The organism is Imperialibacter sp., assembly GCF_048007035.1.
In the GTDB taxonomy this organism is placed as follows: Bacteria; Bacteroidota; Bacteroidia; order Cytophagales; family Cyclobacteriaceae; genus Imperialibacter.
The window spans coordinates 2,917,899-2,941,474 of sequence record NZ_CP180355.1; the positions used below are offsets into that span (position 1 = coordinate 2,917,899).

Annotated in this window: 22 protein-coding genes and 1 riboswitch; of the genes, 10 read left to right on the forward strand and 12 right to left on the reverse strand. The window is 45.5% G+C overall.

The features are described from left to right. Nucleotides 1-12: 12 nt before the first annotated feature. Nucleotides 13-495, forward strand: a complete 483-nt coding sequence (locus ACMVP2_RS12535) for an RDD family protein (RefSeq protein WP_416867933.1) — start codon at nucleotides 13-15, stop codon at nucleotides 493-495. On the opposite strand, the gene ACMVP2_RS12540 is transcribed toward ACMVP2_RS12535, so the two are convergent. Continuing rightward, on the reverse strand, nucleotides 485-967 hold the full coding sequence (locus ACMVP2_RS12540; protein ID WP_416867934.1) for a GAF domain-containing protein: 483 nt from the start codon (nucleotides 965-967) through the stop codon (nucleotides 485-487). The genes ACMVP2_RS12535 and ACMVP2_RS12540 overlap by 11 nt on opposite strands. Then, nucleotides 967-2,004: a bifunctional diaminohydroxyphosphoribosylaminopyrimidine deaminase/5-amino-6-(5-phosphoribosylamino)uracil reductase RibD gene (gene ribD / locus ACMVP2_RS12545; RefSeq protein WP_416867935.1), complete on the reverse strand. Its 1,038-nt coding sequence runs from the start codon at nucleotides 2,002-2,004 to the stop codon at nucleotides 967-969. Before ribD ends, ACMVP2_RS12540 begins: the two co-directional genes overlap by 1 nt. A 47-nt stretch (nucleotides 2,005-2,051) precedes the next feature. On the opposite strand from ribD, the gene prmC reads away from it, so the two are divergent. Then, nucleotides 2,052-2,918, forward strand: a complete 867-nt coding sequence (gene prmC, locus ACMVP2_RS12550; protein WP_416867936.1) for a peptide chain release factor N(5)-glutamine methyltransferase — start codon at nucleotides 2,052-2,054, stop codon at nucleotides 2,916-2,918. On the opposite strand, the gene ACMVP2_RS12555 is transcribed toward prmC, so the two are convergent. From ACMVP2_RS12555 to pnuC, 5 genes are all read right to left on the reverse strand, one after another. Beyond that, nucleotides 2,915-3,538: a hypothetical protein gene (locus ACMVP2_RS12555; protein ID WP_416867937.1), complete on the reverse strand. Its 624-nt coding sequence runs from the start codon at nucleotides 3,536-3,538 to the stop codon at nucleotides 2,915-2,917. The genes prmC and ACMVP2_RS12555 overlap by 4 nt on opposite strands. 30 nt (nucleotides 3,539-3,568) lie before the next feature. Beyond that, entirely contained in the window at nucleotides 3,569-4,636 is a 1,068-nt protein-coding gene (locus tag ACMVP2_RS12560; protein ID WP_416867938.1) for a DUF6687 family protein, read from the reverse strand. A 178-nt stretch (nucleotides 4,637-4,814) separates the two neighbouring features. Next, complete coding sequence (locus ACMVP2_RS12565) at nucleotides 4,815-7,106, reverse strand: TonB-dependent receptor (protein WP_416867939.1); 2,292 nt, start codon at nucleotides 7,104-7,106, stop codon at nucleotides 4,815-4,817. Nucleotides 7,107-7,159: 53 nt separating this feature from the next. Next, nucleotides 7,160-7,275: riboswitch (TPP riboswitch) on the reverse strand. Between the two features lie 73 nt (nucleotides 7,276-7,348). Next, a complete protein-coding gene (locus tag ACMVP2_RS12570) occupies nucleotides 7,349-7,864 on the reverse strand; it encodes an AAA family ATPase (protein WP_416867940.1) in 516 nt (171 codons plus the stop codon). Beyond that, nucleotides 7,861-8,478, reverse strand: coding sequence for a nicotinamide riboside transporter PnuC (gene pnuC, locus ACMVP2_RS12575; protein WP_416867941.1), 618 nt, complete (start codon nucleotides 8,476-8,478; stop codon nucleotides 7,861-7,863). The genes ACMVP2_RS12570 and pnuC overlap by 4 nt, the downstream gene beginning before the upstream one ends. A gap of 108 nt (nucleotides 8,479-8,586) precedes the next feature. Between pnuC and guaB the strand changes: the two genes are divergently transcribed. The 8 genes from guaB (at nucleotide 8,587) to ACMVP2_RS12615 (ending at nucleotide 18,367) form a co-directional block, all read left to right on the forward strand. Then, nucleotides 8,587-10,059 (forward strand): IMP dehydrogenase, encoded by a 1,473-nt coding sequence (gene guaB, locus ACMVP2_RS12580; protein ID WP_416867942.1) that lies wholly within the window; start codon nucleotides 8,587-8,589, stop codon nucleotides 10,057-10,059. A 108-nt stretch (nucleotides 10,060-10,167) separates the two neighbouring features. Beyond that, nucleotides 10,168-12,267: a GAF domain-containing SpoIIE family protein phosphatase gene (locus ACMVP2_RS12585; protein ID WP_416867943.1), complete on the forward strand. Its 2,100-nt coding sequence runs from the start codon at nucleotides 10,168-10,170 to the stop codon at nucleotides 12,265-12,267. After that, on the forward strand, nucleotides 12,264-12,608 hold the full coding sequence (locus ACMVP2_RS12590) for an STAS domain-containing protein (protein ID WP_317489196.1): 345 nt from the start codon (nucleotides 12,264-12,266) through the stop codon (nucleotides 12,606-12,608). Before ACMVP2_RS12585 ends, ACMVP2_RS12590 begins: the two co-directional genes overlap by 4 nt. Next, nucleotides 12,598-13,017 carry an ATP-binding protein gene (locus tag ACMVP2_RS12595; protein WP_317489195.1) on the forward strand — a complete coding sequence of 140 codons (420 nt, stop codon included), beginning with the start codon at nucleotides 12,598-12,600 and terminating at the stop codon, nucleotides 13,015-13,017. The genes ACMVP2_RS12590 and ACMVP2_RS12595 overlap by 11 nt, the downstream gene beginning before the upstream one ends. A 20-nt stretch (nucleotides 13,018-13,037) precedes the next feature. Beyond that, nucleotides 13,038-15,206, forward strand: a complete 2,169-nt coding sequence (locus ACMVP2_RS12600) for a peptidylprolyl isomerase (protein ID WP_416867944.1) — start codon at nucleotides 13,038-13,040, stop codon at nucleotides 15,204-15,206. Continuing rightward, complete coding sequence (locus tag ACMVP2_RS12605; protein WP_416867945.1) at nucleotides 15,196-16,071, forward strand: peptidyl-prolyl cis-trans isomerase; 876 nt, start codon at nucleotides 15,196-15,198, stop codon at nucleotides 16,069-16,071. Before ACMVP2_RS12600 ends, ACMVP2_RS12605 begins: the two co-directional genes overlap by 11 nt. Beyond that, complete coding sequence (locus ACMVP2_RS12610) at nucleotides 16,046-17,398, forward strand: peptidylprolyl isomerase (RefSeq protein ID WP_416867946.1); 1,353 nt, start codon at nucleotides 16,046-16,048, stop codon at nucleotides 17,396-17,398. The genes ACMVP2_RS12605 and ACMVP2_RS12610 overlap by 26 nt, the downstream gene beginning before the upstream one ends. Before the next feature lie 6 nt (nucleotides 17,399-17,404). Beyond that, nucleotides 17,405-18,367: a MoxR family ATPase gene (locus ACMVP2_RS12615; RefSeq protein WP_339785167.1), complete on the forward strand. Its 963-nt coding sequence runs from the start codon at nucleotides 17,405-17,407 to the stop codon at nucleotides 18,365-18,367. Between the two features lie 2 nt (nucleotides 18,368-18,369). On the opposite strand, the gene ACMVP2_RS12620 is transcribed toward ACMVP2_RS12615, so the two are convergent. The 5 genes from ACMVP2_RS12620 to ACMVP2_RS12640 all read right to left on the reverse strand — a co-directional run bounded on the left by ACMVP2_RS12620 (nucleotide 18,370) and on the right by ACMVP2_RS12640 (nucleotide 23,321). Next, on the reverse strand, nucleotides 18,370-18,759 hold the full coding sequence (locus ACMVP2_RS12620; RefSeq protein WP_416867947.1) for a hypothetical protein: 390 nt from the start codon (nucleotides 18,757-18,759) through the stop codon (nucleotides 18,370-18,372). Nucleotides 18,760-18,791: 32 nt separating this feature from the next. Further along, nucleotides 18,792-19,814: a phenylalanine--tRNA ligase subunit alpha gene (gene pheS / locus ACMVP2_RS12625; RefSeq protein WP_416867948.1), complete on the reverse strand. Its 1,023-nt coding sequence runs from the start codon at nucleotides 19,812-19,814 to the stop codon at nucleotides 18,792-18,794. Between the two features lie 80 nt (nucleotides 19,815-19,894). After that, on the reverse strand, nucleotides 19,895-20,860 hold the full coding sequence (locus tag ACMVP2_RS12630) for a GDP-L-fucose synthase family protein (RefSeq protein ID WP_416867949.1): 966 nt from the start codon (nucleotides 20,858-20,860) through the stop codon (nucleotides 19,895-19,897). A 25-nt stretch (nucleotides 20,861-20,885) separates the two neighbouring features. Then, complete coding sequence (locus ACMVP2_RS12635) at nucleotides 20,886-22,271, reverse strand: exopolysaccharide biosynthesis polyprenyl glycosylphosphotransferase (protein WP_416867950.1); 1,386 nt, start codon at nucleotides 22,269-22,271, stop codon at nucleotides 20,886-20,888. Nucleotides 22,272-22,295: 24 nt separating this feature from the next. Next, nucleotides 22,296-23,321: an MraY family glycosyltransferase gene (locus tag ACMVP2_RS12640; protein ID WP_416867951.1), complete on the reverse strand. Its 1,026-nt coding sequence runs from the start codon at nucleotides 23,319-23,321 to the stop codon at nucleotides 22,296-22,298. Between the last annotated feature and the right edge of the window lie 255 nt (nucleotides 23,322-23,576).

Sequence of the window (23,576 nt, forward strand, 5' to 3'; positions counted from 1 at the left end):
CCCTTACACACTATGTCATCTACTAATTATGCTGGATTTTGGCTACGTTTTGTGGCCTACATTATTGACTATATCATAGTCTATACAGTCCAATCTTTTGTTCTGTTGCCAATTTTTGCCGCTCTGGGTTTTGGCTTCGCCACCACACCCGGCTTGTTTGACGATTCCATGAGCACAGAAGAAGCGATAGGGCTTTTTGCCGCTCTCGCTAGCATTGCCAGCGTTACCTTCTTAATTACTCTCACCATTCAGGTGCTCTATTTCTCTTTTATGGAATCAAGTAAGTACCAGGCAACCGTGGGCAAAATAGCTCTTGGCCTAAAAGTAACCGACATGGAAGGCAACAAACTCGATTTTGGAAAAACCCTGCTCCGGAACCTGGGTAAGATTGTTTCTTCGATGATCCTCGGCATTGGTTATATCATGGCGGGCTTCACAGAAAAGAAGCAAGGTCTTCACGACATGATTGCCAGCACACTGGTAGTTAAGAAGTAATTTGAAGCATATCAATGATTTGTTCGAGGTAGCGCTGGTCTACCTCGTCAAACTCATTGAGTCTGTCGCTGTCCACATCAAGAACGCCAAGCACTTTTCCCTCTCGTATGATGGGTAGCACTATTTCTGATTTTGAATCGCCGCTGCAAGCTATGTGACCGGGAAACTGATCAACATCCGGCACAATAAAGGTTCTGGCCTCCTTCCATGAAGAGCCACAAACGCCTTTCCCCAGGTTGATTCTCGTACAAGCGATTGGCCCCTGAAACGGCCCAAGCACAAGCTGGTCATCTTTGACCATATAAAAACCTACCCAAAAAAAGCCCATTCCGTATTTCAGAGCCGCCGCAATATTGGCCAGGTTGGCCGTGAGATCTGGCTCGCCAGCAATTAACGCTTCAACCTGAGGCACAAGCGATTCGTATTTATCTTGCTTAGTCGCTTCCTGCGGAATAAAAAGAGTTTCAGCCATTAGTCTCTTGTGTAAATAATCAATGTATCACCCAAAATATCTTCCTTACTTAAAATAGTGCCTCCGCAAACCGGAGCCCTTATGCCCGTGGTAAATGTCGTGGGCGCATAAAAAACCCTGGCCTCGTCCCAAAGGTTCATTTCTATAAACGATTCCAGCGTTTTGGCTCCACCCTCTATAATCACCGATCGGATATTTTTCCTATGCAAATCAGCCAGCACCTCCGACAAGTAGTGGTGTGCGTCGACCTTTACAAGCTCAAGGTTAGCCTCCAGCGACTCTCGTACGGTTGTATAGATGATCGTCGAAACGGAGCCGTCAAGCACATGGTAGTTACCATCCAACTCGTCACCCGGATCCAGCACTACCCGCACAGGGTTTTTGCCTGGCCAGTCCCTGGCAGTCAACTGTGGATCATCGTAAACTACGGTATTGCTGCCGACCAAAATAGCATCCTCTTCTGTCCGCCACTTGTGCACCAGCATTCTCGAATAAGCGTTGCTGATCCACTTCGAGTCGTGGTTTTCCCGTGCCACAAAACCATCCATGGTTTGCGCCCATTTCAGTATGATGTAGGGCCTGTGATCCCTCATGGCCGTTAAAAACCGTCTGTTCATCCATTCGGCCTCCTCAGCCAGCAATCCCACCTGCACTTCGATGCCAGCCTGTTTCAGTCTGACGATGCCCTGCCCAGCGACTTGCGGATTGGGGTCTTCAACAGCCACTATCACCTCTGCCACTTTTTTTTCTATCAAAAGATCGGCGCATGGTTGTGTTTTGCCAAAGTGGGAGCACGGCTCAAGCGTTACATACACAGTAGCGCCTTTAAGTCGCTCAGCATGTTTTACAGCATTCACAGCGTTTACTTCGGCATGTCCCTCTCCATATTTGCGGTGCCAGCCTTCCCCAATGACCACGCCGTCTTTCACTATCACACAGCCAACCAGTGGATTAGGGCTCACGCTGCCCAAACCTAACTGCGCCAGTTCAATGGCCCGCCGCATGAATACCTGGTGTTGTTCCAAATCAATTGCCATTTGCCTCATAAATTTGACATAAATTGTGAGACAAAAAAATTATTGCCTTGCCTATCCCCGCTATTACTTCTGCCGACAAACTATTCACCGAAGTGGCCAATCAATTGATCCTGATTTATGGCGCCAATGAAGCACAAAGCATCACCGACTACCTGCTGGAGGGAGTGCTGGGAATAACTGCCGGCGACAGGCTGGCAAAAAAACAACTGGAGCTATCCAACGATGATAAGGCTACGCTTGAAGAAGCAGTTAAAAGGCTCAAAAATGAAGAGCCGGTGCAGCATGTGGTAGGCTATGGCTGGTTCTATGGCAGAAAATTCTTTGTGAACAAAGATGTGCTAGTGCCCCGCCCCGAAACAGAAGAGTTGGTTCACTGGATTATCAATTCTCAAAAGAAGCCAACCAAGATCAGCCTCCTGGACATAGGTACAGGCAGTGGCTGCATACCCATCAGCATTAAGCTGGAAATGCCGACCTTTCAGTGTGAGGGCTGGGATGTTTCCGAACCAGCATTGGCGGTTGCCAGAAAGAATGCGAGCAAGCTGGGAGCTGAGGTACATTTTAAACAAGTCAATATTCTGGAGGCAACGATCGATAAAGGGGCTTTTGATATCATCGTTAGCAATCCCCCTTACGTGAGGGATTCAGAAAAGGCTTTGATGAGCAAAAACGTGCTGGCATTTGATCCCAGCCTGGCCCTGTTTGTCGGCGACAATGATCCGCTTATTTTTTACAAAAAAATCGCAATGCTGGCCAGAACAGAATTGAAAAAGAAAGGCTGGCTCTACTTCGAGATCAACGAAGCTTTTGGAACCGAAATGAAAGGATTGCTCGGGTCATTGGGTTACTTCCAAATTGAACTGCGGCAGGACATCAATGGCAAGGACAGGATGGTCAGAGGACAGGTGGGCTAAAGCTGTTCCTCAAGAAGAAAAGCCTGCCCGGATTGAATATAAACCAAGCTATCCTTCTCAACGGAAAGAGTCGCCTTGTCCAAAAGTTGCTTGGATGGCTTTGCAGTAAACCCGCTCCACATAAACTTCTGTGGCTCATCCAGCGACTTTACGCTGAGCTGGGTGCCTGCTGGCTGCCATTTGCTGTATTTCCCTTGTCGGATCCACAGCCAACGGCTCGTTTCACAATAGAAAACAATGTCCATATTGGCGAAAAAGAGTGCTAACTCCGAAAGGGATAAATCGAAAGGAGAGGCAAAAATATTGACCGCCTTGTATTTGTTTGCCAGAAGGTAATGAAGGGCAGCAATGACATCATTCTGTTCACTTATTCTTTCCAAAATGGTCAAGGGGGCGAAAGCTTCCCAGACGGCGGCGTGTTGAATTTTTTCTTCATGGGTCGCCACCACTACATCGGGCTTGATTCCCAGGGTGGTTAACACCTCCACCTCTCCGGCGGGCACCACAATCGTCGGGCTCCACTCCAGCAAGCTTGCCAGCGTTTCGTTGCGAAGCCATGCGGCATTCAGCGCCAGCAAAGCTGGTTCCTGCTCATCTCGTACGATATGGTGTGAAGACATTAGCAGTGATTTACAAAAACACGAAGATGATTATTTCCTCCACGTTTTCATAAAGTTGTCGTTCACTTGGCGAATCTCCGCCCAGGTCCATATTTCCTTTGGCTCTGTTGACCGGTAAGCCTGGCGGTAAAAAGAAATGATAGTGTTTTCCAGCAACTCCGGAGCAATGGATGATGAATAGAACTGCCTGTTAAAAGGGTGATCAAAACGTATTTCCTTGTCTTTAATAGAAGGGCCTAGGCGAAGAATAGGCCCAGTGTCTGTTACGTCGGCACCTGTCCACTTTTCGCCGGAAATTTCCAGCCCATTTAGCTTATCTATAAGCAGCTGAAAGTTAATTCTCGGGTGAGGGTTTCGGCCATAGGCGTCTACCCATGTGGTGTATTTATACTCTAACTCGTACTGGTTTTCCGGGTAAATGGTGAGTACCATATCTGCCTGCGCCGACTGCCCGAAAAGAGCATAATAATGAAGAGGCTCTGGAGCATGAACCACAAGAAGCCGTATGTCTTCATAGAACTCCACACTGCCCCGGCTGGCCAACAGCGATAGGTGTTGGTTGGCCAGCTGATATTCCTCTTCCCAATCTTTGCGAAACACCTCATGGTCATTTAAAACCTTTTCAAAAGCTGATAAAAAGTAGGCGTACTTTTCTACGCAGGCCTCTTCTTCCAGATAGGCTTTTCCGAAAGGGGCATAAAACTTTTTCTTTTCTACACTATTCAGCCACGCCACAAGTTTCAGCGCCTGGTCAGCGAGCGCTGCGTCTTCCGGGAGCTCCCTGAAATCGCCCAGCAAAGCCATTGCCTTCAGCAAATGCTGGTGCTTTAGCGCCAGTTCCGGATTCAGCAGCGACCAAATGCCAATAAACCCGTCTACGTCGAAGTGGTTATTGGTGACAAACCTGGCCGCCTCTGGCACAACGCCCTTCACCAAAGCGTTGATGGCAATGGCAGCACTGGTGTCCTCGGTCAGTTCAGCAGGAGGGCCTGCTCCCCTCCAGTGGCTCAAATTGAGCCTGCCAGGAAGGAAGCAGTCTACTCCAATCACCTGATGGTGATCAAGTTTTTTGGCTTCAGCAAACGGAATGAATTCCATTAAAACCTCACAGATAAAGCTGCCAGAAAGTTCCTCGTTGCCTGAGGATAATAGTAGTTTTCTCGCACCTCATAAGCGCCCCCGAAGTATCCGAAGGTATATCCATTAGAGGAGTACAGCGTGCTGAATACGTTGTTCACCAACAAGCTGAGGCCTATTCTTTCTACCCATGCCGGCTTCACTCGTAAGTGAAACGAAGGTCATTCACAAAGTAGGGATCGATAGAGCGGGATTCCATCTGCGTGTTGTCCATGTATTGACGGCCAACATACTTGGTAAGCAGCCCTGCTTCAAAGGCGGGAATCGGGCGATAGAAAAGCTGAGACCCCGCAACGACATTGGGAGAGAAAGAGATGTCAGTGTTTTTGTAGACATTTCTGATCTCGTTGTATTCGTCAAAGTTGGTGCCGTAGTCGTAAAGCACTTCAGTGAACTCTTTGATTTTGTTTCTGCTCAAAGTCAGGTTGGCGTTCCAGGTTAGCTGGTTGGTTAGCTGTACGGAGCCCTGTAGTTCGAGCCCAGCCCGGTAGCTGTCGGCTACATTAGTACGGACTGACGAGCCGACGTCGTTAACCTCGCCAGTCAATACCAACTGATCTTTGTAGTCCATCAGATAAAGGTTGGCACCAGCCGAGTAGCGCTTACCGGCCGTTTTGTAACCAGCTTCCCAGTTGCCCAGCATTTCAGGTGCTGGCACTTTTCCAGCCGGAGCATCAATGAAGTCGCTTCGAATGGGCTCTCTGTGCGCCACACTGTAGGAGGCGTAAAGCTGGGAAGTCCCTTCAAGCGCATAAGTAACACCTGCCTTTGGGTTAAAAAAGAAAAAATTCTCGTCCACATCAATAGCGGCCTGGTCGCTGTCAACCCCTTCAGTAGTGTAACCAATCGTACGGATTTGCAGATCACCGTAGGCATTAAGCCTGTCGGTAAGTTGATAGTTGGCTTTCAGGTAGCTATTGAAGTCTTTCTTCAGCCCATTGCTTTCATAATACCTGTCTCTGATTTCGGAATTGCTCGCATACCTGGCCCAAATGATCTCGCCAAAGTGATCCCCATCATATACATTGAGGCCGCCACCCAGCGTCGTCTGCCATTTTTCGCCACTGTAGTTGATGCTATAGGTAAAGCCGTAGAAATCATTGTCGAGCCAGCGGCGGCGAATCAAATCTGTGGTCTCAATGGTGGTGTTTTCTGTTACGATCGGGACGAGCCCATAGTCAGAAAAGTCGTCGCCCTCCCGGTACTGCTCATAGTAGCCACGTCCATAAGTGTAATGCAATGCACCGTTAACCGACCACTCTTGGCTTAGCTGATGCGTCAGGTGAAGCTGGTAGTGGTCTTGCTGGTAGTTATCAACCTCGTTGTCGTACTGATAGTAGTTGAAAGTGCGGCCTGAGTTGAGCAAATTGTCCGCCTGAGCCTGCGAATACCCGTTGTTGGCGATCACCTCCTGCATACCCTCCTCGTCTTTGTTAAGTCTCGCTTCAGGTGTACCCCACCACGACTGGTAGGTAACTTCTTTGCCTCCAAATACAAGCGCCTTCACAATGGTTTTCTTGCCGTAATAGCCTCCGGAAAGGAAATAAGATTGTAAATCTGACGACGCCCTGTCGATATAACCGTCAGAAGCAATTTTTGACAGCCTGCCTTCAAACGACCAATGGTCCTTGATGAGACCGGTGTTGTACACAATGTTGTGTTTTCTTGTTCCGTAAGAGCCAAAAGAGTTGTTGATTTCACCAAAGCCTTGGGTAGATGGCATAGAGGTTTGGAGATTAATAGTGGCACCAAACGCACCCGCTCCATTGGTCGAAGCACCCACACCCCGCTGGATCTGAATATTGTTGGTAGACGAGGCAAGGTCAGGCGTATTGACCCAGAAAGTGCCATGCGACTCTGAATCATTGAGCGGAACACCGTTAATGGTCACATTGATCCGGGTAGCATCGCTTCCTCTGATCCGGATGCCGGTGTAACCAACTCCAGCACCTGCATCGGAAGTTGTCACCACCGATGGCGACCAGTTGACCAACATCGGCATGTCCTGGCCAAGGTTTTGTGCCTTTATTTCCTTGTTGGAAATAGTGGAAAATGTCATCGGCGTTTTCTCATTGGCCCGTGTTGAGGACACAATGATGCCCTCATCGAGCAGCAGGTCTTTGGAAAGACTAAAGTTCATGACTTCATCTGCACCAAGTGAAATTGCTTTCTCAACCGTTTCATACCCTACAAATGACACTTTGATAGTCACCTGCCCTGTAGGCAGTCCTGTCAGGTAGTAGTTACCCAAATTGTTGGTGGAAACTCCTTTTCCACTTCCCACAATGACCACATTAGCCCCCGGCAGGGCCTCATTCGTTTCTGCGTCAGTCACTTTGCCTGAAAGCGACTGGGCATCGGCATTCGCTCCTGCGAACACACCCGTCAGTGCCAGCCATAAGCTGACGCCTAACATTTTTTTGTTAAACATGTACTTTAAATTTTGCGGTTAAACATCAGTGGCATCAAGGGGTTTCTGCCACCTTAACGTTTCACCTCCTTTCCCTTGCGCCGGCATTACCCGGATCAGGTTCAAAGGGTATAATCTCAGCCCGAACTTATTCCGCCTACTGGCAGATAGGGCACCCCTGGTAAAATTACGCTGCTAAGGTAAGGAAGAATTTAGATAGGAATCAAATCGATGAAGCCGACAGCTGTGAAATGAAGTCTACTTCAAACAGTCAATGAGGTGACTTTCGCAATCGCCAATTGGAGCCTTTCTTCCTCATTACCACTGACTAACGTGTAGGGAAAGCCTCCCTTTTCGAGATAGCCTTTATAAATGCCAAAAAAATAATCCCGCATGTGTGGATGTTCCCTCAGTGGATCCTCCACCCAGGGCATGTCGATATCGGTAAGGAAAAAATAATCATATTTCATTTGATCAACCTGCTTTGCAATCCAGGGATCGCATCGGCCATAGCCGTGTTCACTCCACACCTTTACGACGATAAGTGTGGTGTCGCAAAACAAAAAATTGTTAGCTCCTCGAAGTAACTGTTCCTCTTTCTTTTTTTGACCTTTTGCAATGGTCAACAAATCACCTTCCTCGTAAGGTCGATTAATGTCGATAAGGTATTGCCTGGCAAACTCGGGCACCCAGTGTGTATCAAAATGGGCTGCCAGCTGCTGGCTCAAAGTTGACTTGCCAGTTGATTCGGGGCCTATAATACCAATCCTTTTGGTCATACGACCTCCTTCTTTTGCTGCTTCACATCATTTATCCATGCAACAAGTCCTATCACGGCAATTATTGTAAAAATGAAAAACTGAAAGCTAGCCAGTAATAGCCCTTTGTAGAAGTAAAGCGGTACGGAAATCAGGTCACCGACAATCCATGCCACCCAGTTTTCCACCTTCTTTTTTGCCATGAGCCACATGCCCACAATGAAAATGGCCGTGGTCAAAGAGTCCCACAAGGGCACGTCACTATCGGTATGTTGGGTAAGAATGTAATACCAGAAAGCAAATGACCCAATCAGGAAAAAGGCCGTAATTACATTTTCTGTTCGGCTATTATAGCTTACAGGAAGAGCCTCTTCGCCAGGAATCTTTTTACTCCAGAGAATCCATCCATACACGCTCATAGCAGTGTAATAAACATTGATGGCCATGTCGGCATAAAGCTTGGCCGGAAAGCAGATATAGACAAAAATGATAGTGCTTACTATTCCGGTAGGGAAAACCAAAATGTCTCTCCGCATGGAATACCAGACGCTCAAAAGCCCAAAGAATACGGCTATTGCTTCCAGCCAGGTCATTTGTTGCACACCACTTTTCAATCCTTCCAGAAACCACTCCATGCCCAAATATTCTTTCGTTAAAATTAATTTCGAACTAACCGTTCCGAATAATCTTTAATATCTTTAATTTTGCCCCGCAAATAATATCACGTAAATTATTATTTGCAAATGGCCCTCAACAACTCCAAGTTCAAGTACGAAGCGCTCACTTACGACGACGTACTATTGCTCCCAGCGTATTCTGAAGTACTTCCACGCCAGACTGATACTTCGACGCAACTTACCAGAAATATCAGACTTAATGTGCCTCTGGTGTCTGCGGCTATGGACACGGTCACCGAATATTCTCTTGCCATTGCTATGGCTCTGGAAGGTGGTCTTGGTTTCATTCACAAAAACATGTCGATAGAAGCCCAGGCAGAGCAGGTGCGCAAAGTGAAGCGCTCTCAAAGTGGCATGATCCTCGATCCCATCACACTTGATGTCAACTCGACCGTAGGCGATGCCGTCACCATTATGCGTGAATTCAAGATTGGTGGCATCCCTGTCATTGATGGCGACAGAAAGCTGGTAGGCATCATTACCAACCGGGATTTGCGTTTCCAGAAAAAAATGAATGTACCTGTGAAGGACGTGATGACCACCGGTAAGCTGATTACGGCAGATGTAGGCATCGACCTGGCGCAAGCGGAGGACATTTTGCAGGAGTTTAAAATTGAGAAACTTCCCATCGTTGACAAATCAGGCAGGCTGAGTGGCTTAATTACTTATAAAGACATTTTAAAGAAAAAGGATCGCCCCTATGCATGTAAGGATGAGTTTGGCAGGCTTAGAGTGGGCGCTGCGGTAGGCGTTACCGAGGACATTTTGGAACGGGTCGATTTGCTGATAAAGGCTGGCGTAGACGTGATCAGTATTGACACCGCACACGGTCATTCCAAAGGCGTTATTGACACCGCCAAAAGGGTGAAGAAGGCCTATCCCGACCTCGACATGATTGTTGGAAACATTGCTACTGGCGAAGCGGCCAAAGCGCTTGTTGATGCAGGTGCCGACGCTGTAAAAGTAGGCGTTGGCCCTGGTAGTATCTGCACCACCAGAATCATAGCTGGCGTGGGCGTACCTCAGCTGTCAGCAGTAGTAGAGTCCGCAGAGGCCATCAAAGGCAGCGGCGTGCCGGTTATAGCCGATGGTGGTGTCCGCTTCTCCGGCGACCTGGTGAAAGCCATTGCAGGCGGTGCCAGCAGCATCATGATTGGATCGCTACTGGCTGGAACAGAAGAAGCTCCCGGGGAGATCATTATTTACGAAGGAAGAAAATTCAAGACATACAGAGGCATGGGCTCAGTAGAAGCCATGGAAAGTGGGTCCAAGGATCGCTACTTCCAGGACGCTGAGGACGACGTGAAAAAGCTGGTGCCGGAAGGTATTGTAGGCCGGGTTCCATTCAAAGGCTTGGTATCGGAAGTGCTGTACCAACTCGTGGGCGGACTGAAAGCCGGGATGGGTTATTGCGGAGCTGCTGGCATCGAAGATCTTCAGAAAGCCCAATTTGTTAAAATTACAGCCGCTGGCGTTCGTGAAAGTCACCCGCACGACATCGCCGTTACCAGAGAGGCTCCCAATTATTCGTCGAGATAACAGTTATCAACATGGTATAATAAAAGCTGTCTTTGGGCAGCTTTTATATTTTTACAGTAATTAGTGATTTATTTAAATTGCCCTGTCAAACAGGTGTAACACTATTGGATGTTGTCGAACAAAAGCATCGTCAGACTTAGCATAGCCTTCGGAATTATATTCTGGACGCTGCTGCTATTGACCAACCTGTCGATCCTTTTCGATCAGAAGAACAACGCCTCTCTGGGCATACCGCAGTTCTTACCCCACGCTTTTCTCATCCTTTTTATCTTGTCTGTTGGGGTTTATTATCGCTACAGCATTGGTAAAGCAGAGAGCATCAATTTTATCGATTTGTTGTGGCGTGTATTTGTAACGGGCCTTCTTACTACCATCGTTTCACTGTCGATCAAGTTCTTTTTCTACGTTTTTGGAGGCTCCATGCTCACCAAAAACATTTTGTTGATCAACTTCTTTTACCTGGTCAACCTGGGGCTCATCCTATCGTTTTTGATTTCCACCTTCATCGTTTGGAAAAGGCTAATCCTCTATCAAAAATCCAAGAAGCTTCTGCGCACCTGGCAGTTCTTCGAATATTTCCTTTTTCTGAGCCTTGGCTTTGAGTTTTCCGGCTACAAGTTGTTCGACGTCCCTTTTAACACAGTAATTCTCTTGCTCGTTGGCATTGGGCTGATCTTGTCTGTCAACTTAAAATGGGTCGCCTATCTCAATTTTAAGCAAAAGTGGAAAAGCATCTTGTTTCTACTGCTGGTCATCATTTATCTGTGGTACTTCTTCATGAGCCTGGTTGGTTATTCCAATGAGTCCGTGCTGATCACCGACCTCCTCAACAATGTGTTCGTGCTGGCAGTCTTCGCCTTCATCTTCATTTACTCCGTTTTTTCTGTCCTTGTTATCCTGTTTAACCTTCCCACTTCGTCCGTTTTTGAGAGCAAGCTGGAAGAGGTCATCAATTTCCAGCGGCTAAGCCAAACCATCCCAACCGGACAAAAAGAGGAGCAAGTCTTCGAAATACTACTTGATAGCGCTGTAAGTGCCGTGTTTGCAGACGCTGCCTGGCTGGAGATCACGGACACAAAAGCCGGTAAGCAGGAGCTGCTTGTGAGGAATTTGAACCCCGACTTGATCGACAAAATAAAGGAAGCTGCTCAAAACAGTACTCTTAAGCGAATTTTAAACTCTGAGCTGGAAAGAAACCCGACCAGCCAAAAACTGACGGCTACGCTTAAAAAAGTGCCGTTCAAGTCGATTCTGGTGTACCCCATTATTGTCAAAAATGAACAAATCGGCACACTTGCCTTGCTGAAAGAGGTCGACGACTCCTTCAACAAGGAAATGATCGACATCATCAACACTTACGTGAACCAGGCGAGCATTTCGATTGAGAATTTCCGCCTACTTACGGAAGCGCTGGAAAACGAACGGTACAAGGAAGAGCTGAAAATTGCCTCACGGGTTCAAAAAAGTCTTTTGCCACAAACGCTTGACAAAAACCACGACTACAACATCACGGCATTTTCTATGGCTGCCGACGAAGTGGGGGGCGATTACTACGACACTTTCCGCATCAACGACAATAAAGTAGCCCTTATCATCGCCGACGTTTCTGGCAAAGGCACCTCAGCGGCCTTCCATATGAGCCAGATGAAGGGAATTTTCCACAGCCTTGCGCAGCTGGATCTGGAGCCAAAAGAATTTATGGTGCAGGCCAATAGCGCCTTAAGCCGGTGCCTTGAGAAAACCTCATTCATTACGGCTTCCTACTTCATTATCGACACAAAAAGTAAAGTAGTAAGGTTCACCAGAGCAGGCCACTGCCCAACCTTATACCTCGATGGCCGTACAAGGGAGACCAGCTTCTTCAAAAACAAGGGGTTAGGGCTGGGAATATTGCGAAACTCTTCCTTCGAAGACTATGTTCAGGTTAATGAGTTCTACTACAAGCCGGAGGATGTGTTCGTCTTATACACCGACGGTATTACGGAAGCCACTAACCAGAACCAGGAGGAATTCGGGTACGATCGCCTCCGCACCTCTCTACTTAAGCATGCTAGCCTATCACCCGACAAAATAAAGGACGGGATCATTGATGATTTATACGATTTCTGTGGAAAACGGTCGTTGGACGATGATTATACCATGCTCATCGTAAAGTTCACTGGGCATGAAAACGTTAAAAGTGTTGAATCCGTAAAAACTAAAAAATGATTGAAATCTCTACAGCAGAAGACAAAGAATATGTGTGCATTAGTGTTGGAGGCGAAGTAGATGCGAGCTCATCTATTCAACTCGACACCACCATTCAGAACGCAGTATCTGATGGGTATAAAAAAATAATGATCGACTGCTCTGGGCTTAATTATATTTCTTCTGCAGGGCTGGGAGTGTTTATGTCTTACATACAAGAGCTGGAAATAAAGGAGATTAACATGGTTATTTTCGGCTTACAGGATAAGGTTTTCCATGTTTTTCAAATTTTAGGTCTCGATCAGCTTTTAAAAATTGTTGATGATGAAAAGTCCGCTAAGGGTTTATTAAATGTTATATAATTATAAGGCATCGTGCAGTACTGATAAACTTCAGGAGATCCGTCAATTTATTGACGATTTGCTGAGGCAGCATGGCCTTTCCGATGTGGAAAGTCACAAGGTTGTGCTTGCTGTGGATGAGGTGTGCGCTAACCTTATCATTCACTCGCATGGGTGCGATGCCAACGAATCCATTGAAATCTCGGTTGAATTCAAAGCAGACAAAACAACAGTTTTCGAAATAAAAGACCACGGTGAAGCGTTCAACATGGCTCAGTACAAAGAACCTTCTTTGTCAGATATTATCAGAACCAAGAAAAAGGGAGGCATTGGGCTTATGCTTGTAAACAGAATCATGGATAAAATCGAATTCTATCAGTCCAATGGCTATAATGTTTGCCGGCTCACCAAGGATTTTAAAAAGCAATAACAAATACTTCTAGCTGAATAATGAAGCCCCAGGGAGCCCTCTTCGTCCTTTTCATTTTTTCGTTTGGCCTATCAAACCCCGCCTTCTCCCAAAAAGAAGATCCCCTTTTTACGATTGGGGATGAAGCTTTTTCTACGGAAGAATTCCTCTATGCCTTCAACAAAAACCGGCAGGCAACTTCTGGCTCTTTTACAGAGCAAGAGCTTGACGACTACTTCAAACTCTATGTGAACTTTCGGCTTAAGGTAAAAGAGGCAAAAGCACTTGGTTATGATAAAAAGCCAGCTTTCGTGGAGGAAATGGCTGGTTACAAAAAACAATTGGCAAAACCTTACCTGACCGAAAACCTTATTAACGATGAGCTGGTCAGAGAAGCTTACAGCCGCACCCTGGAGGAGGTGGAGGCTTCCCATATCCTTATAGAAATTCCAGCGAATGCCTCACCTGAAGATACCCTCAAAGCCTACAACCTTCTTCTTGACATCAAAAAAAGGGTAGGCAACGGTGAATCATTTGCCACTTTAGCCAAACAGTATTCGCAGGATCCGTCGGCCGCACAAAACAATGGCTATCTGGGCTATTTCGGTGCCTTCCAAATGGTGTACCCATTCGAAAATGCAGCCTTCAAAACTGCCGCCGGTAAAGTATCTGACCCCTTCAAAACGTCGTTTGGGTATCACATTGTTTATGTCCATGCAAGGCGAAAAGCCCTGGGCTCTATTAAGCTGGCACATATCTTTTTCAAAATGAATGCCGATTCAACATTGGCGTACACCAGAGCTGCAGAGGTAAAGGCAAAACTTGACAAAGGCGAAGACTGGAACAGCCTGGTGGCGCAATATAGTGATGAAGGCTCTAATAAAAACAAAGGCGGGGAGCTGCCCTGGTTAACATTCAGGCAACTGCCAGCCTCATTTTATACTGCAGCGAGTGGTTTGGATAAGCCCGGCGACATCTCCCATCCTCTTAAGGCGCAAAATGGGTGGCACATCATCAAACTGGTAGAGAAGAAGCCCGTGCCGCCTTTGGAAGAGGTAAGGACAATGATTGAATCACGCATTTCGGGCGATGACCGCTCCTCCAGTAGAAATGATCAAACTATTGATAGTTTGATCAGCCGACTAAATGTGAAGATTTTTCTTGAACCAAAAAGGGCTGCCTTTTCATTGATCGACGGCAGGGTCATTGAAGGCAATTGGTCTTACGACTCCAAAGGCTCAGAATTGAAAAAAGTGCTGGTTAGTGCTGCCGATACCCAGCTAACAACCGAAGATTTCTTCCGGTATGTGGAGATAAACCAAAATAAAAGCAGCAACCTAACAGCTGAAAAGTATGCTGACGAGCTTTGGAACAGCTTCTTGCTGGAGAAACTGGAAGGCATCGAGCTACAGCAACTCTATGCGACTAACTCCGCTTACAGGTTTTTGTACAATGAGTATTTTGATGGCACTCTGCTGTTTGAGGTAATGAACGAAAAGGTGTGGCAGATGGCGAACACGGATACTGTGGGTTTGAATAGCTTTTTCTCAGAGCGCCGGGATGATTATACATGGAATGAACGGGCAGACGTGTTGAGCATTGAAGGCGAAAATAAAGTGCTGAAAAGCCTGATGAGCTCTTCCATCGACACCTTGTTCCTTTTAGGAAAATACACAGTTGGCACCTCATCAGAATGGGGAGCAGCCAAGGCGGGCCTTGCAGAGGTATTCAATTCGATTGACTCCCTGGGACTATCTATTTATGCAAATGAAAAATCCATTCAAGAAATAAAAACAGCATTTCCGGACGAGGTCTCAAGGGTTCGTTTTATCAAAGATGAGATCAACTCATCTCAAATTGAATTACTTACCCAATCAAAAAGTGTGTTAGAAAAATATTTCAATGGCCTGGATACGCTATCTTTGAAGGTTTCAAGTACTCTGCTTGAAAAATATAATAACCTCGTTCCCAAAGAATACTGGAAGGCGGGGATTCATTTCGTCAACGACGGTGCCTTCTCCAAAATTCTGTATATAAAAAATATACAGCAACCTGCCCGAAAAGAGCTCGGAGAGGTAAAAGGCAAAGTGGTTTCAGACTATCAGGAATTTCTGGAAACCACGTGGCTAAATGAGCTGAAGGCCAAGTATAGCGTAAAAGTGAACGCCAGGGCTTGGAAAAATGTAGTAAAACAACTTAATGAAAAGTAAATACATTCCTCTCGTACTCGTCGTTTCTCTGCTGCATAGCTGCGAGTTTATAAAGCTAAAATCAGGAGAAGAAGCCAATGTTCAGGAAATTCCCGTAGCACGAGTGTTCGACACGTACCTCTATAAAGCTGACCTCACTGGCATTGCGCCTGAAAATTTGTCCCCCGAAGACAGTGTCAAGCTGGTTGAGAAGTACGTTGATAGTTGGATAAAAAAGCAACTCATGATTGCCAAGGCGTCTTCGAAAATAGAGTTCAACGAAGCAGAAATCGAACGCAAGGTGCTTGACTATAAGTATGCCCTCATGGTACATGAGTTTGAAAAATATGAGATCGGTAGGCGTCTTAACAAAGAGGTTTCCGAGCAAGAAATACAAACCTATTACGACGATAAGTTTGAGAACTTTCTTCTAAAGCAGAACATTATCAAGTGCCTGTTTGTCAAAATTCCCAAGGAGGCCCCACGAATTTCACGAATCAGGGGTCTGTTAAGAAGTTACCCCGACTCCGACATGGAAGAAATCAAGTCTTATTGCTTCAGGTTTGCCATATCTTCCTCCCTTGAGGACAACGCCTGGCTCAACTTTGACGAGGTGGTGAAAAGCACTCCGCTAGCCACCATACCCAACAAAGTTCAGTTTTTGCGGGATAATTCTTTCGTAGAATCGTCGGACGACAAATTTATTTACTTCATAAAACTACTTGAATACAAAATCTCTGATCAGGTTTCTCCGTTGGAGTTTATCAGGGAAGACATAGTTAATATTATTCTTAATAAGCGTAAAATTGAGCTCGCTAAGAAACTGGAAGAAGAGATCATAAACGAGGCGCAACAAAACGATGAATTTGAAATTTACAGGAACTAGAATATTCGCACTCTCACTGGCTTTGATCATGGTGGCGTCCCTGAAAGTATTGGGACAACAAACAATGGTGTTGGATGAGATCATCGCTAAAGTCGATAACTATATCATCCTTAGGTCGGACATGGAAAAATCCTACCTGGAAATGCTATCGAGGAATGACATTACAGGCATCACCAGATGTGATGCTCTGGAAACGTTGGTTATCAATAAAATGCTTGTTGCCAAAGCTGAAATCGACTCCGTGATGGTGGAAGATGGTGATGTGGAAAGTAACCTGGACCGCCGACTACAGTTCTTCATCAATCAGGTCGGCTCTGAGGAGCGGCTGGAGGAATTCTACGGAAAAACCATAGATCAGTTCAAGGACGAGCTTCGTGAGAGCGTAAAGGAACAGATGGTTGTGGAAAAAATGCAGGGAACCATCACCAAAGATTTAACAGTGACACCTGCAGAAGTGAAGAAGTTCTTCAAAACCATTCCTGCCGACTCTCTGCCATTCTTTTCAACCGAAGTAACTATTGGCCAAATCGTAAAAATTCCAGAGCCTGGTGAAGTCGAAAAAGAAAAAATTCGCACACAATTAATTGCCATCAGAAATAAAATTCTGGCCGGCGAAAGTATGGCTACACTTGCCCAGCAGTATTCGATGGACCCGAGCGTGAGGAGAAACAATGGCGAGCTCGGGTTTTTCAGGCGAGGAGATTTAGCGCCTGAGTTTGAAGCAACTGCGCTCAGCATGCAGCCCGGAGAAATTTCGATGCCTGTCGAAACCGACTTTGGCTTTCATATTATACAACTGGTAGAAAGAAGAGGAAACACCTACAACAGTCGACACATCTTGATGATTCCCGTGCCATCCCCTGCTGACATCAAGGCCTCCCGGGATTACCTGGACAGCCTGAAAACGCAAATTGAAGCAAAAACGATAACGTTTGAAAAGGCAGCTAAAGAATATAGCGATGACAAGGCGACAGCTTCCGATGGCGGCTTTTTGCTCGATGGCACAGGAGCACCGAGAGTTTCCGTTGAGGAAATAGACCCCGTGCTTTTCTTTACTTTGGATACGATGAAGGTTGGTAACATCACTGCACCCATTGACTACAGGCTAGATGACGGGACACAAGCTTTGAGACTAATCTACTATAAAGACAAGGTTCCACCTCACCAGGCAAATCTGGAACAAGATTTCCAGAAGATTTATCAAGCAACACTTAGCGCCAAAAAAAATAAGATTCTATCTGAGTGGTTTCGTAAAGCACAGGGAGATGTGTACATTGACGTTGATCCGGAATTCGACTTCTGCAATCTTTTAAAAGAGAATTACTGATAAACAATGGTTCAGTTTAAAAACGACAAAGAGGCCGCTGATGCTTTTCACCAGTCATATCTACAGTTAACAAAAGAAGTTTCGAAAGTAATAGTTGGTCAGGACAAGGTAGTTAAGCTATTAATTTCGTCTATTTTCTGTCAGGGGCATTCCCTTTTGGTAGGTGTGCCGGGGCTGGCCAAGACCCTGCTCATTCACACAATGGCGTCAGCGCTACATTTGAAGTTTAACAGGATACAGTTTACGCCTGACTTGATGCCTTCTGATATTTTAGGGGCAGAAACCCTCGACAAGGAACGAAATTTCAAGTTCATCCTGGGACCCATTTTCGCCAATATCATTCTTGCCGACGAAATAAACAGAACCCCTCCAAAAACGCAGTCTGCTTTGCTAGAGGCGATGCAGGAGTACTCAGTGACAATAGGTGGAAAGAACCACCCTCTTGAAAAGCCTTTCTTCGTTTTGGCTACGCAAAACCCTATCGAACAAGAAGGCACCTACCCTTTGCCAGAAGCTCAGTTGGACCGGTTTATGTTCAATATTAACCTGGACTATCCTACCCTGGCCTCCGAAATTGAGATTGTGAAGAATACTACTTCAGAGCGGGAGCAATCTGTGGATCAGGTGATGACTGCGGATGAGATCAAGTTCTATCAGCAGTTGGTGAGAAGAGTTCCTGTGGCAGACAACGTGATTGAGTACGCCGTTAAGCTTGTTCATAAAACCAGACCGAACGACGGAGGAGATGAACTTGCCAAGCAGTACCTGGAGTGGGGTGCAGGGCCAAGGGCATCTCAGTTTCTTGTGCTTGGCGCAAAATGCAATGCACTTATGAACGGCAAGTATTCTCCGGACATCGAAGATGTTCAATCGGTAGCGGAGCCTATCCTCAGACACAGGATAGTGCGTAACTTCAAAGCAGAATCGGAGGGAATAACCGAAGAGCAGATCATCACCCGACTCCTTTAGAGCTAGTTAGAAATGTAGAGGAATGTGCCATCCGACACTGCCCTGTATTCAACCAAAGGATATTTTGCAGGGCCGGCGGTAGGGTACCCGTCAAGATCGAAGGTCGATTTGCAGCAAAGGTCTTCCAAGTAAAAGCCAGAGCTATTCATCGTCACTATTTCACATTCTTTGTCCGGCCCGTAGGTACAGATTCGATCCCACACCCTATACTCTGATTGAGATTGCCGGTAAACAATCAGACCTTTGTTTCCGCCCGATAAGTACACAAAGCCTCCAACCTGCCGAAGTGACTGATACTGAAGGTTGGATAGGTTTATTTCGATGTTGACAATTTTTGGAGGGATATTAGGGCCAGTGTTCGATTCACTGCATTGAGCAAAAATCAACGCCATTGCTAAAACCCCAAAGACACTAGCCAGCCTGCTCAAAGAATGGAGGAAAATTGTTTCAAGAAGCGAACATCGTTTTCGGTAAAGAGGCGAAGGTCTCTCACCTGATACTTCAACAAGGCCATTCTCTCTATCCCCATTCCAAAAGCAAAGCCTGTGTACTTCTCCGAGTCAATACCACAGTTCTCAAGTACATTTGGGTCAACCATTCCAGAGCCGGCTATCTCCACCCACCCTGTATACTTGCATATGTTACAACCTTCTCCGTTGCAAATAAGACAGGAGATGTCAATCTCTGCGCTAGGCTCCGTGAAAGGGAAGTAGGAGGGTCGAAACCTTATTTTGACATCCTTATGGAACATCTCCTTGGCGAAATGATACAGGGTGTCCTTCAGGTCCGCAAAGCTCACTCCTTCATCTATATACAGGCCCTCTACCTGGTGAAAAATGCAATGAGCCCGTGCGGTAATGGCCTCATTCCTAAAAACCCTTCCCGGCATAATAGCCCTGAAAGGTGGCTTGCCGCTCTCCATTAACCTTACTTGTACGGAAGAGGTATGCGTTCTCAGCAATACGTCGGGATTCTTCTCAATGAAAAATGTATCCTGCATTTCCCTTGCAGGATGATTTTCGGGAAAGTTAAGCGCAGTGAAGTTATACCAGTCAGTCTCAATTTCAGGCCCGTCGGCCACCGAAAACCCTATTCTTTCAAAAATCTCTATTATTCTTGCTCTGAGGGCGGTCAAAGGGTGAATGCCTCCTATTTGGTCTGTTGCGGCAGGAAGTGTTAAATCCTTTGTTTCTGTGGTGGCCCCTTTACTCTCTTCCAGGCCGGATACCATCTCCTTGAAACGATCCTGTACCAGCACTTTTAGTTGGTTCAGAGCGACTCCGTAATCTTTCTTTTGGGCTGGCGGAACATCCTTGAAAGCATCAAACAAATCTGTAAGAACGCTCTTTCTGCTGACAAACTTCATCCTGAACGATTCAAGATCAGCCTCCTTCTCAGCAACAAATTTCTGCACCTCTTCCTTTAACTCTTCAATTCGTTCGATCATGAAAGAAAATTTTAACAAAAGTAAGGAACCCGCTCCGTAATCAAAAAGCTTGTTTCCATCGGATTCGGATTAAGCCAAACTTAAAGCCGTATTTCGCTCGAGCTATATGTTTTCACAAACTCACGGTAAACACTTCCTATTCCTTGTTCCAAAGTAATAGTTGGCTTGAAACCCATCGCCGAGAGACGGGATGTGTCCATGAGCTTTCTTGGTGTGCCATCGGGCTTTGATGTGTCGAACTTCAAGGTTCCCTGAAAGCCAACAATATCTTTTATTAACAGCCCCAGGTCTTTTATGCTAATATCCTCTCCCCAACCGATATTCAAAAATGACGGATCCTTTGAATGTGGCTTGGCATCGAATTTTTCCATCAGGTAGATACACGCTTCAGCCATGTCGTCGACATGAAGAAATTCCCTTTTGGGAGTACCAGTGCCCCAAACTTCCACCTCACTTGCGCCGCTCACCTTTGCGTCATGAAATTTCCTGATCAGCGCCGGCAACACGTGGGAGTTTTTCAAATCATAATTATCATTAGGGCCATAGAGGTTGGTGGGCATAACTGATACAAAGTTACAACCGTATTGGTCTCTGTAGGCCTCACACATTTTGATACCAGCTATCTTAGCTATCGCATAGGGTTCATTCGTCTCTTCCAATAGCCCTGTAAGCAAATAGTCTTCCTTAAGTGGCTGTGGGGCAAGTTTAGGGTAAATGCAAGAAGAGCCAAGGAACATCAATTTGGTCGATTGATATTTCCAGGCCGAGTGAATGACATTATTCTGGATCATCAGATTGTCGTGTAGAAATTCTGCCCGATAGGTGTTGTTGGCATTAATTCCTCCGACCTTGGCAGCGGCCAGAAAGACATAATCTGGTCTCTCCACCTCGAACAGGCTCTCCACATCAGCTTGGCGGCGCAAATCACATTCCGCCGAAGTCTTCAAAACAAAATTTGAGAAACCCCGCTTCTGTAAACCCCTTAAAATAGCAGAGCCGACCATTCCCCTATGGCCGGCAATAAACACTTTTGATTCTTTATGCACTTGCTAGAACATTTTAAAGACAATTCTAATAGGCATTTTCCCTATTGAATACGATTGAATAAACAGTCAAAACTATGATTTTCAGGTCAAGAATAAAAGACCAATTCTGAAGATAGAATCTGTCCAGTTTCACCCGTGAGCTCATTTGATGGAACTTTTGTATTTCACCCCTATAGCCCATAGCCTGTGCTAAGCCTGTGATACCAGGTTTGGAAGCATGGCGTTGAGTGAATTTATGCACCCTGTTTTGATAAGACTCATTCAGCGGAATTGGGTGGGGTCTGGGCCCAACTATCGACATATTACCTATTAGAACATTCAAAAACTGTGGGAGCTCGTCGAGGCTTGTTCTTCTGAGGAAAGTGCCAACTCTTGTAATTCTTGGGTCGTTTCTCGAAGCCCATTTGGTGTCCGCCACATTGTTGATCACCATCGTCCTGAACTTGTAGCATACAAATGGTGAATTTCCCTTCCCATGACGAAGTTGCCTAAAAAAGACCGGGCCCGAGGACTCTAGTTTAATTAGCAGGCCGAGTATCGGATAGAGCCAGCTTAGCACAAAAACAACAACAAACAGCGAAAAGACAATGTCAAAAGTCCTTTTTACCACACGATTCAAGATGCCATCCAGGGGCAGGTCGTTAATATCAACTATTGAGATATCATCAAACCTGGTAAGAGAGTAAGTCTTAAAAAGTTCGGTGTTGAACTGTGGAATTAACTTAACCTTTTTCAGTTGTGCGTCGGCAACGTTAACAATTTGGCTGAGAGCAAATCTGTTAACGCTTTCACTCACATAAATAAACTCCGTGTCATCAATACCATTTCTGATAAAGTCGTCAATCCCACCAAGAATGGGAATACCATCCCGTTGGGAGAGTCCTGAATATGTATCATCATAAAATCCGACACACCTTATTCCATACTCAGGTTTCCTCTTAAACAAATTATATAGTCGCACTCCCTGCTGGTCGAAGCCAATAATAATGGCACTTCTAACGTTACCCCCAAACTTCCGATATTTATTAAGCGCAATATGAACTAGTACTCTATAGAAGCCGACCGCAACAAACAGCTGAACGAAAATAAGCACTAGAAATTCACGGCTCAGCTCGTACGCTTCAAATAAAACCCAGAAGAACGATATCAGCGAGAGAGAAATGAAGAGTGTAAAAAAAGCCCGCTTCAGCGTCACATAATAGTTGGTTGATCGGCCAATTTTAAAGTCTTCAGCAACAACAGAAACTGAAAGCCATATGCCCAGGTAAAACCCAAAAGCCCAACGGTATACTGGCGCTAGGTCAAGGCTGTTATTAATAATGTAATAGGAAAGCAGGAACGGAATAGATATTATAACGAGCTCTCCAAATATGAAAAGTGCTGGAAATAGTTTGTAAAACCTTTTAGGCATTTTAAAATGCGTTACAGAGTAAAATTAATTCTGCAAAATGTTTTCGGTCTCAATAAGGGTTTTTTCTACAATAGGGTGATTAGTAGGTACTTTGGCTCCAGGGAATTTTTTATTGACTAGTAATTTAGGACTTTTTCTGACTTTATTTTTCACAGATCGTAAAACAAGATAGTCCAACGAAAGGCCGAGAAAAATAGCCGTGCCAATTACAATTGGAAGCATTATTGAGTCTGAATAGCTCTTTCCAACGATAGCAATCGCTACGAACATCAAGTTAATAGAAGTTAATATAAGTGTGATATGACGATGTTCAAACCCCATCCGCATTATGAAATGGTGCACGTGACTCTTATCAGGCGAAAGCGGAGACTTTCCTTTTCTCACCCTTTTCACAAAAATACGGGCAGTGTCAAAAATAGGCAAAATCATTACCGCCACTCCTGTGGCCACCGAACCACTAAACTTTATTGGAGAGCTTGCATTAAGTGAGTAATTGCTTTCGATAAATAAAACGGCGAACGATGCCAGTAGCAAGCCAATCGCCAAAGCTCCTGTATCTCCCATAAAAATCTTCGCAGGCGACCAGTTAAACATCAAGAAGCCAACTACCCCACCAGCGAACGTAGCAGCGATGGCTGCATACAAGTGCTGATCGTTTAGTTCAAACCATGTTCCAAAGAAGGTCAATGCCAAAAGGCTACACATACCCGCCAACCCATCAACACCATCGATAAGGTTAAAGGCGTTGGTTAAAACTATAACTGTAAACAAAGAGACTGGGATTCCTACATATACTGGCAACTCATATACGCCAAAAAGTCCGTACAGCGAAGTGAGTTGAACCCCGCCATAGACGACAACAAGCAGTGCTGCAGCCATCTGACCTACTAACTTGTGAAAAGCCGAAAGGTTAACCAAGTCGTCCCGAAGGCCTACAATAAACATGATAATAACAGCAAATAGAATACTACGGCTTTGGTTTAGCTCCCCAAGGGTAAACCAAAGCAAAACAGCAAAAAGGACACCAATCATGATCGGTATTCCACCCATAGAAGGAGTACTTGCTTTGTGTATTTTCCTTCCTCCTGGCGTATCGGTAATCCTGTTCCTTACGAAAAAATAGATAACCGCCGGAGTAAGTATGAAACAAATCAAAAAAGACGTAAGTGCAAAAAGTATCTTTTCCATATCGAAATTCGGATGTCAAAGATAGTTCTTATCAATTGACATGCCAATTTATGCGTCCTAAATATTCACCATCAAAATGTGAATTTTTCAAACTTAGTACCGGTTGTTAGTGAATTA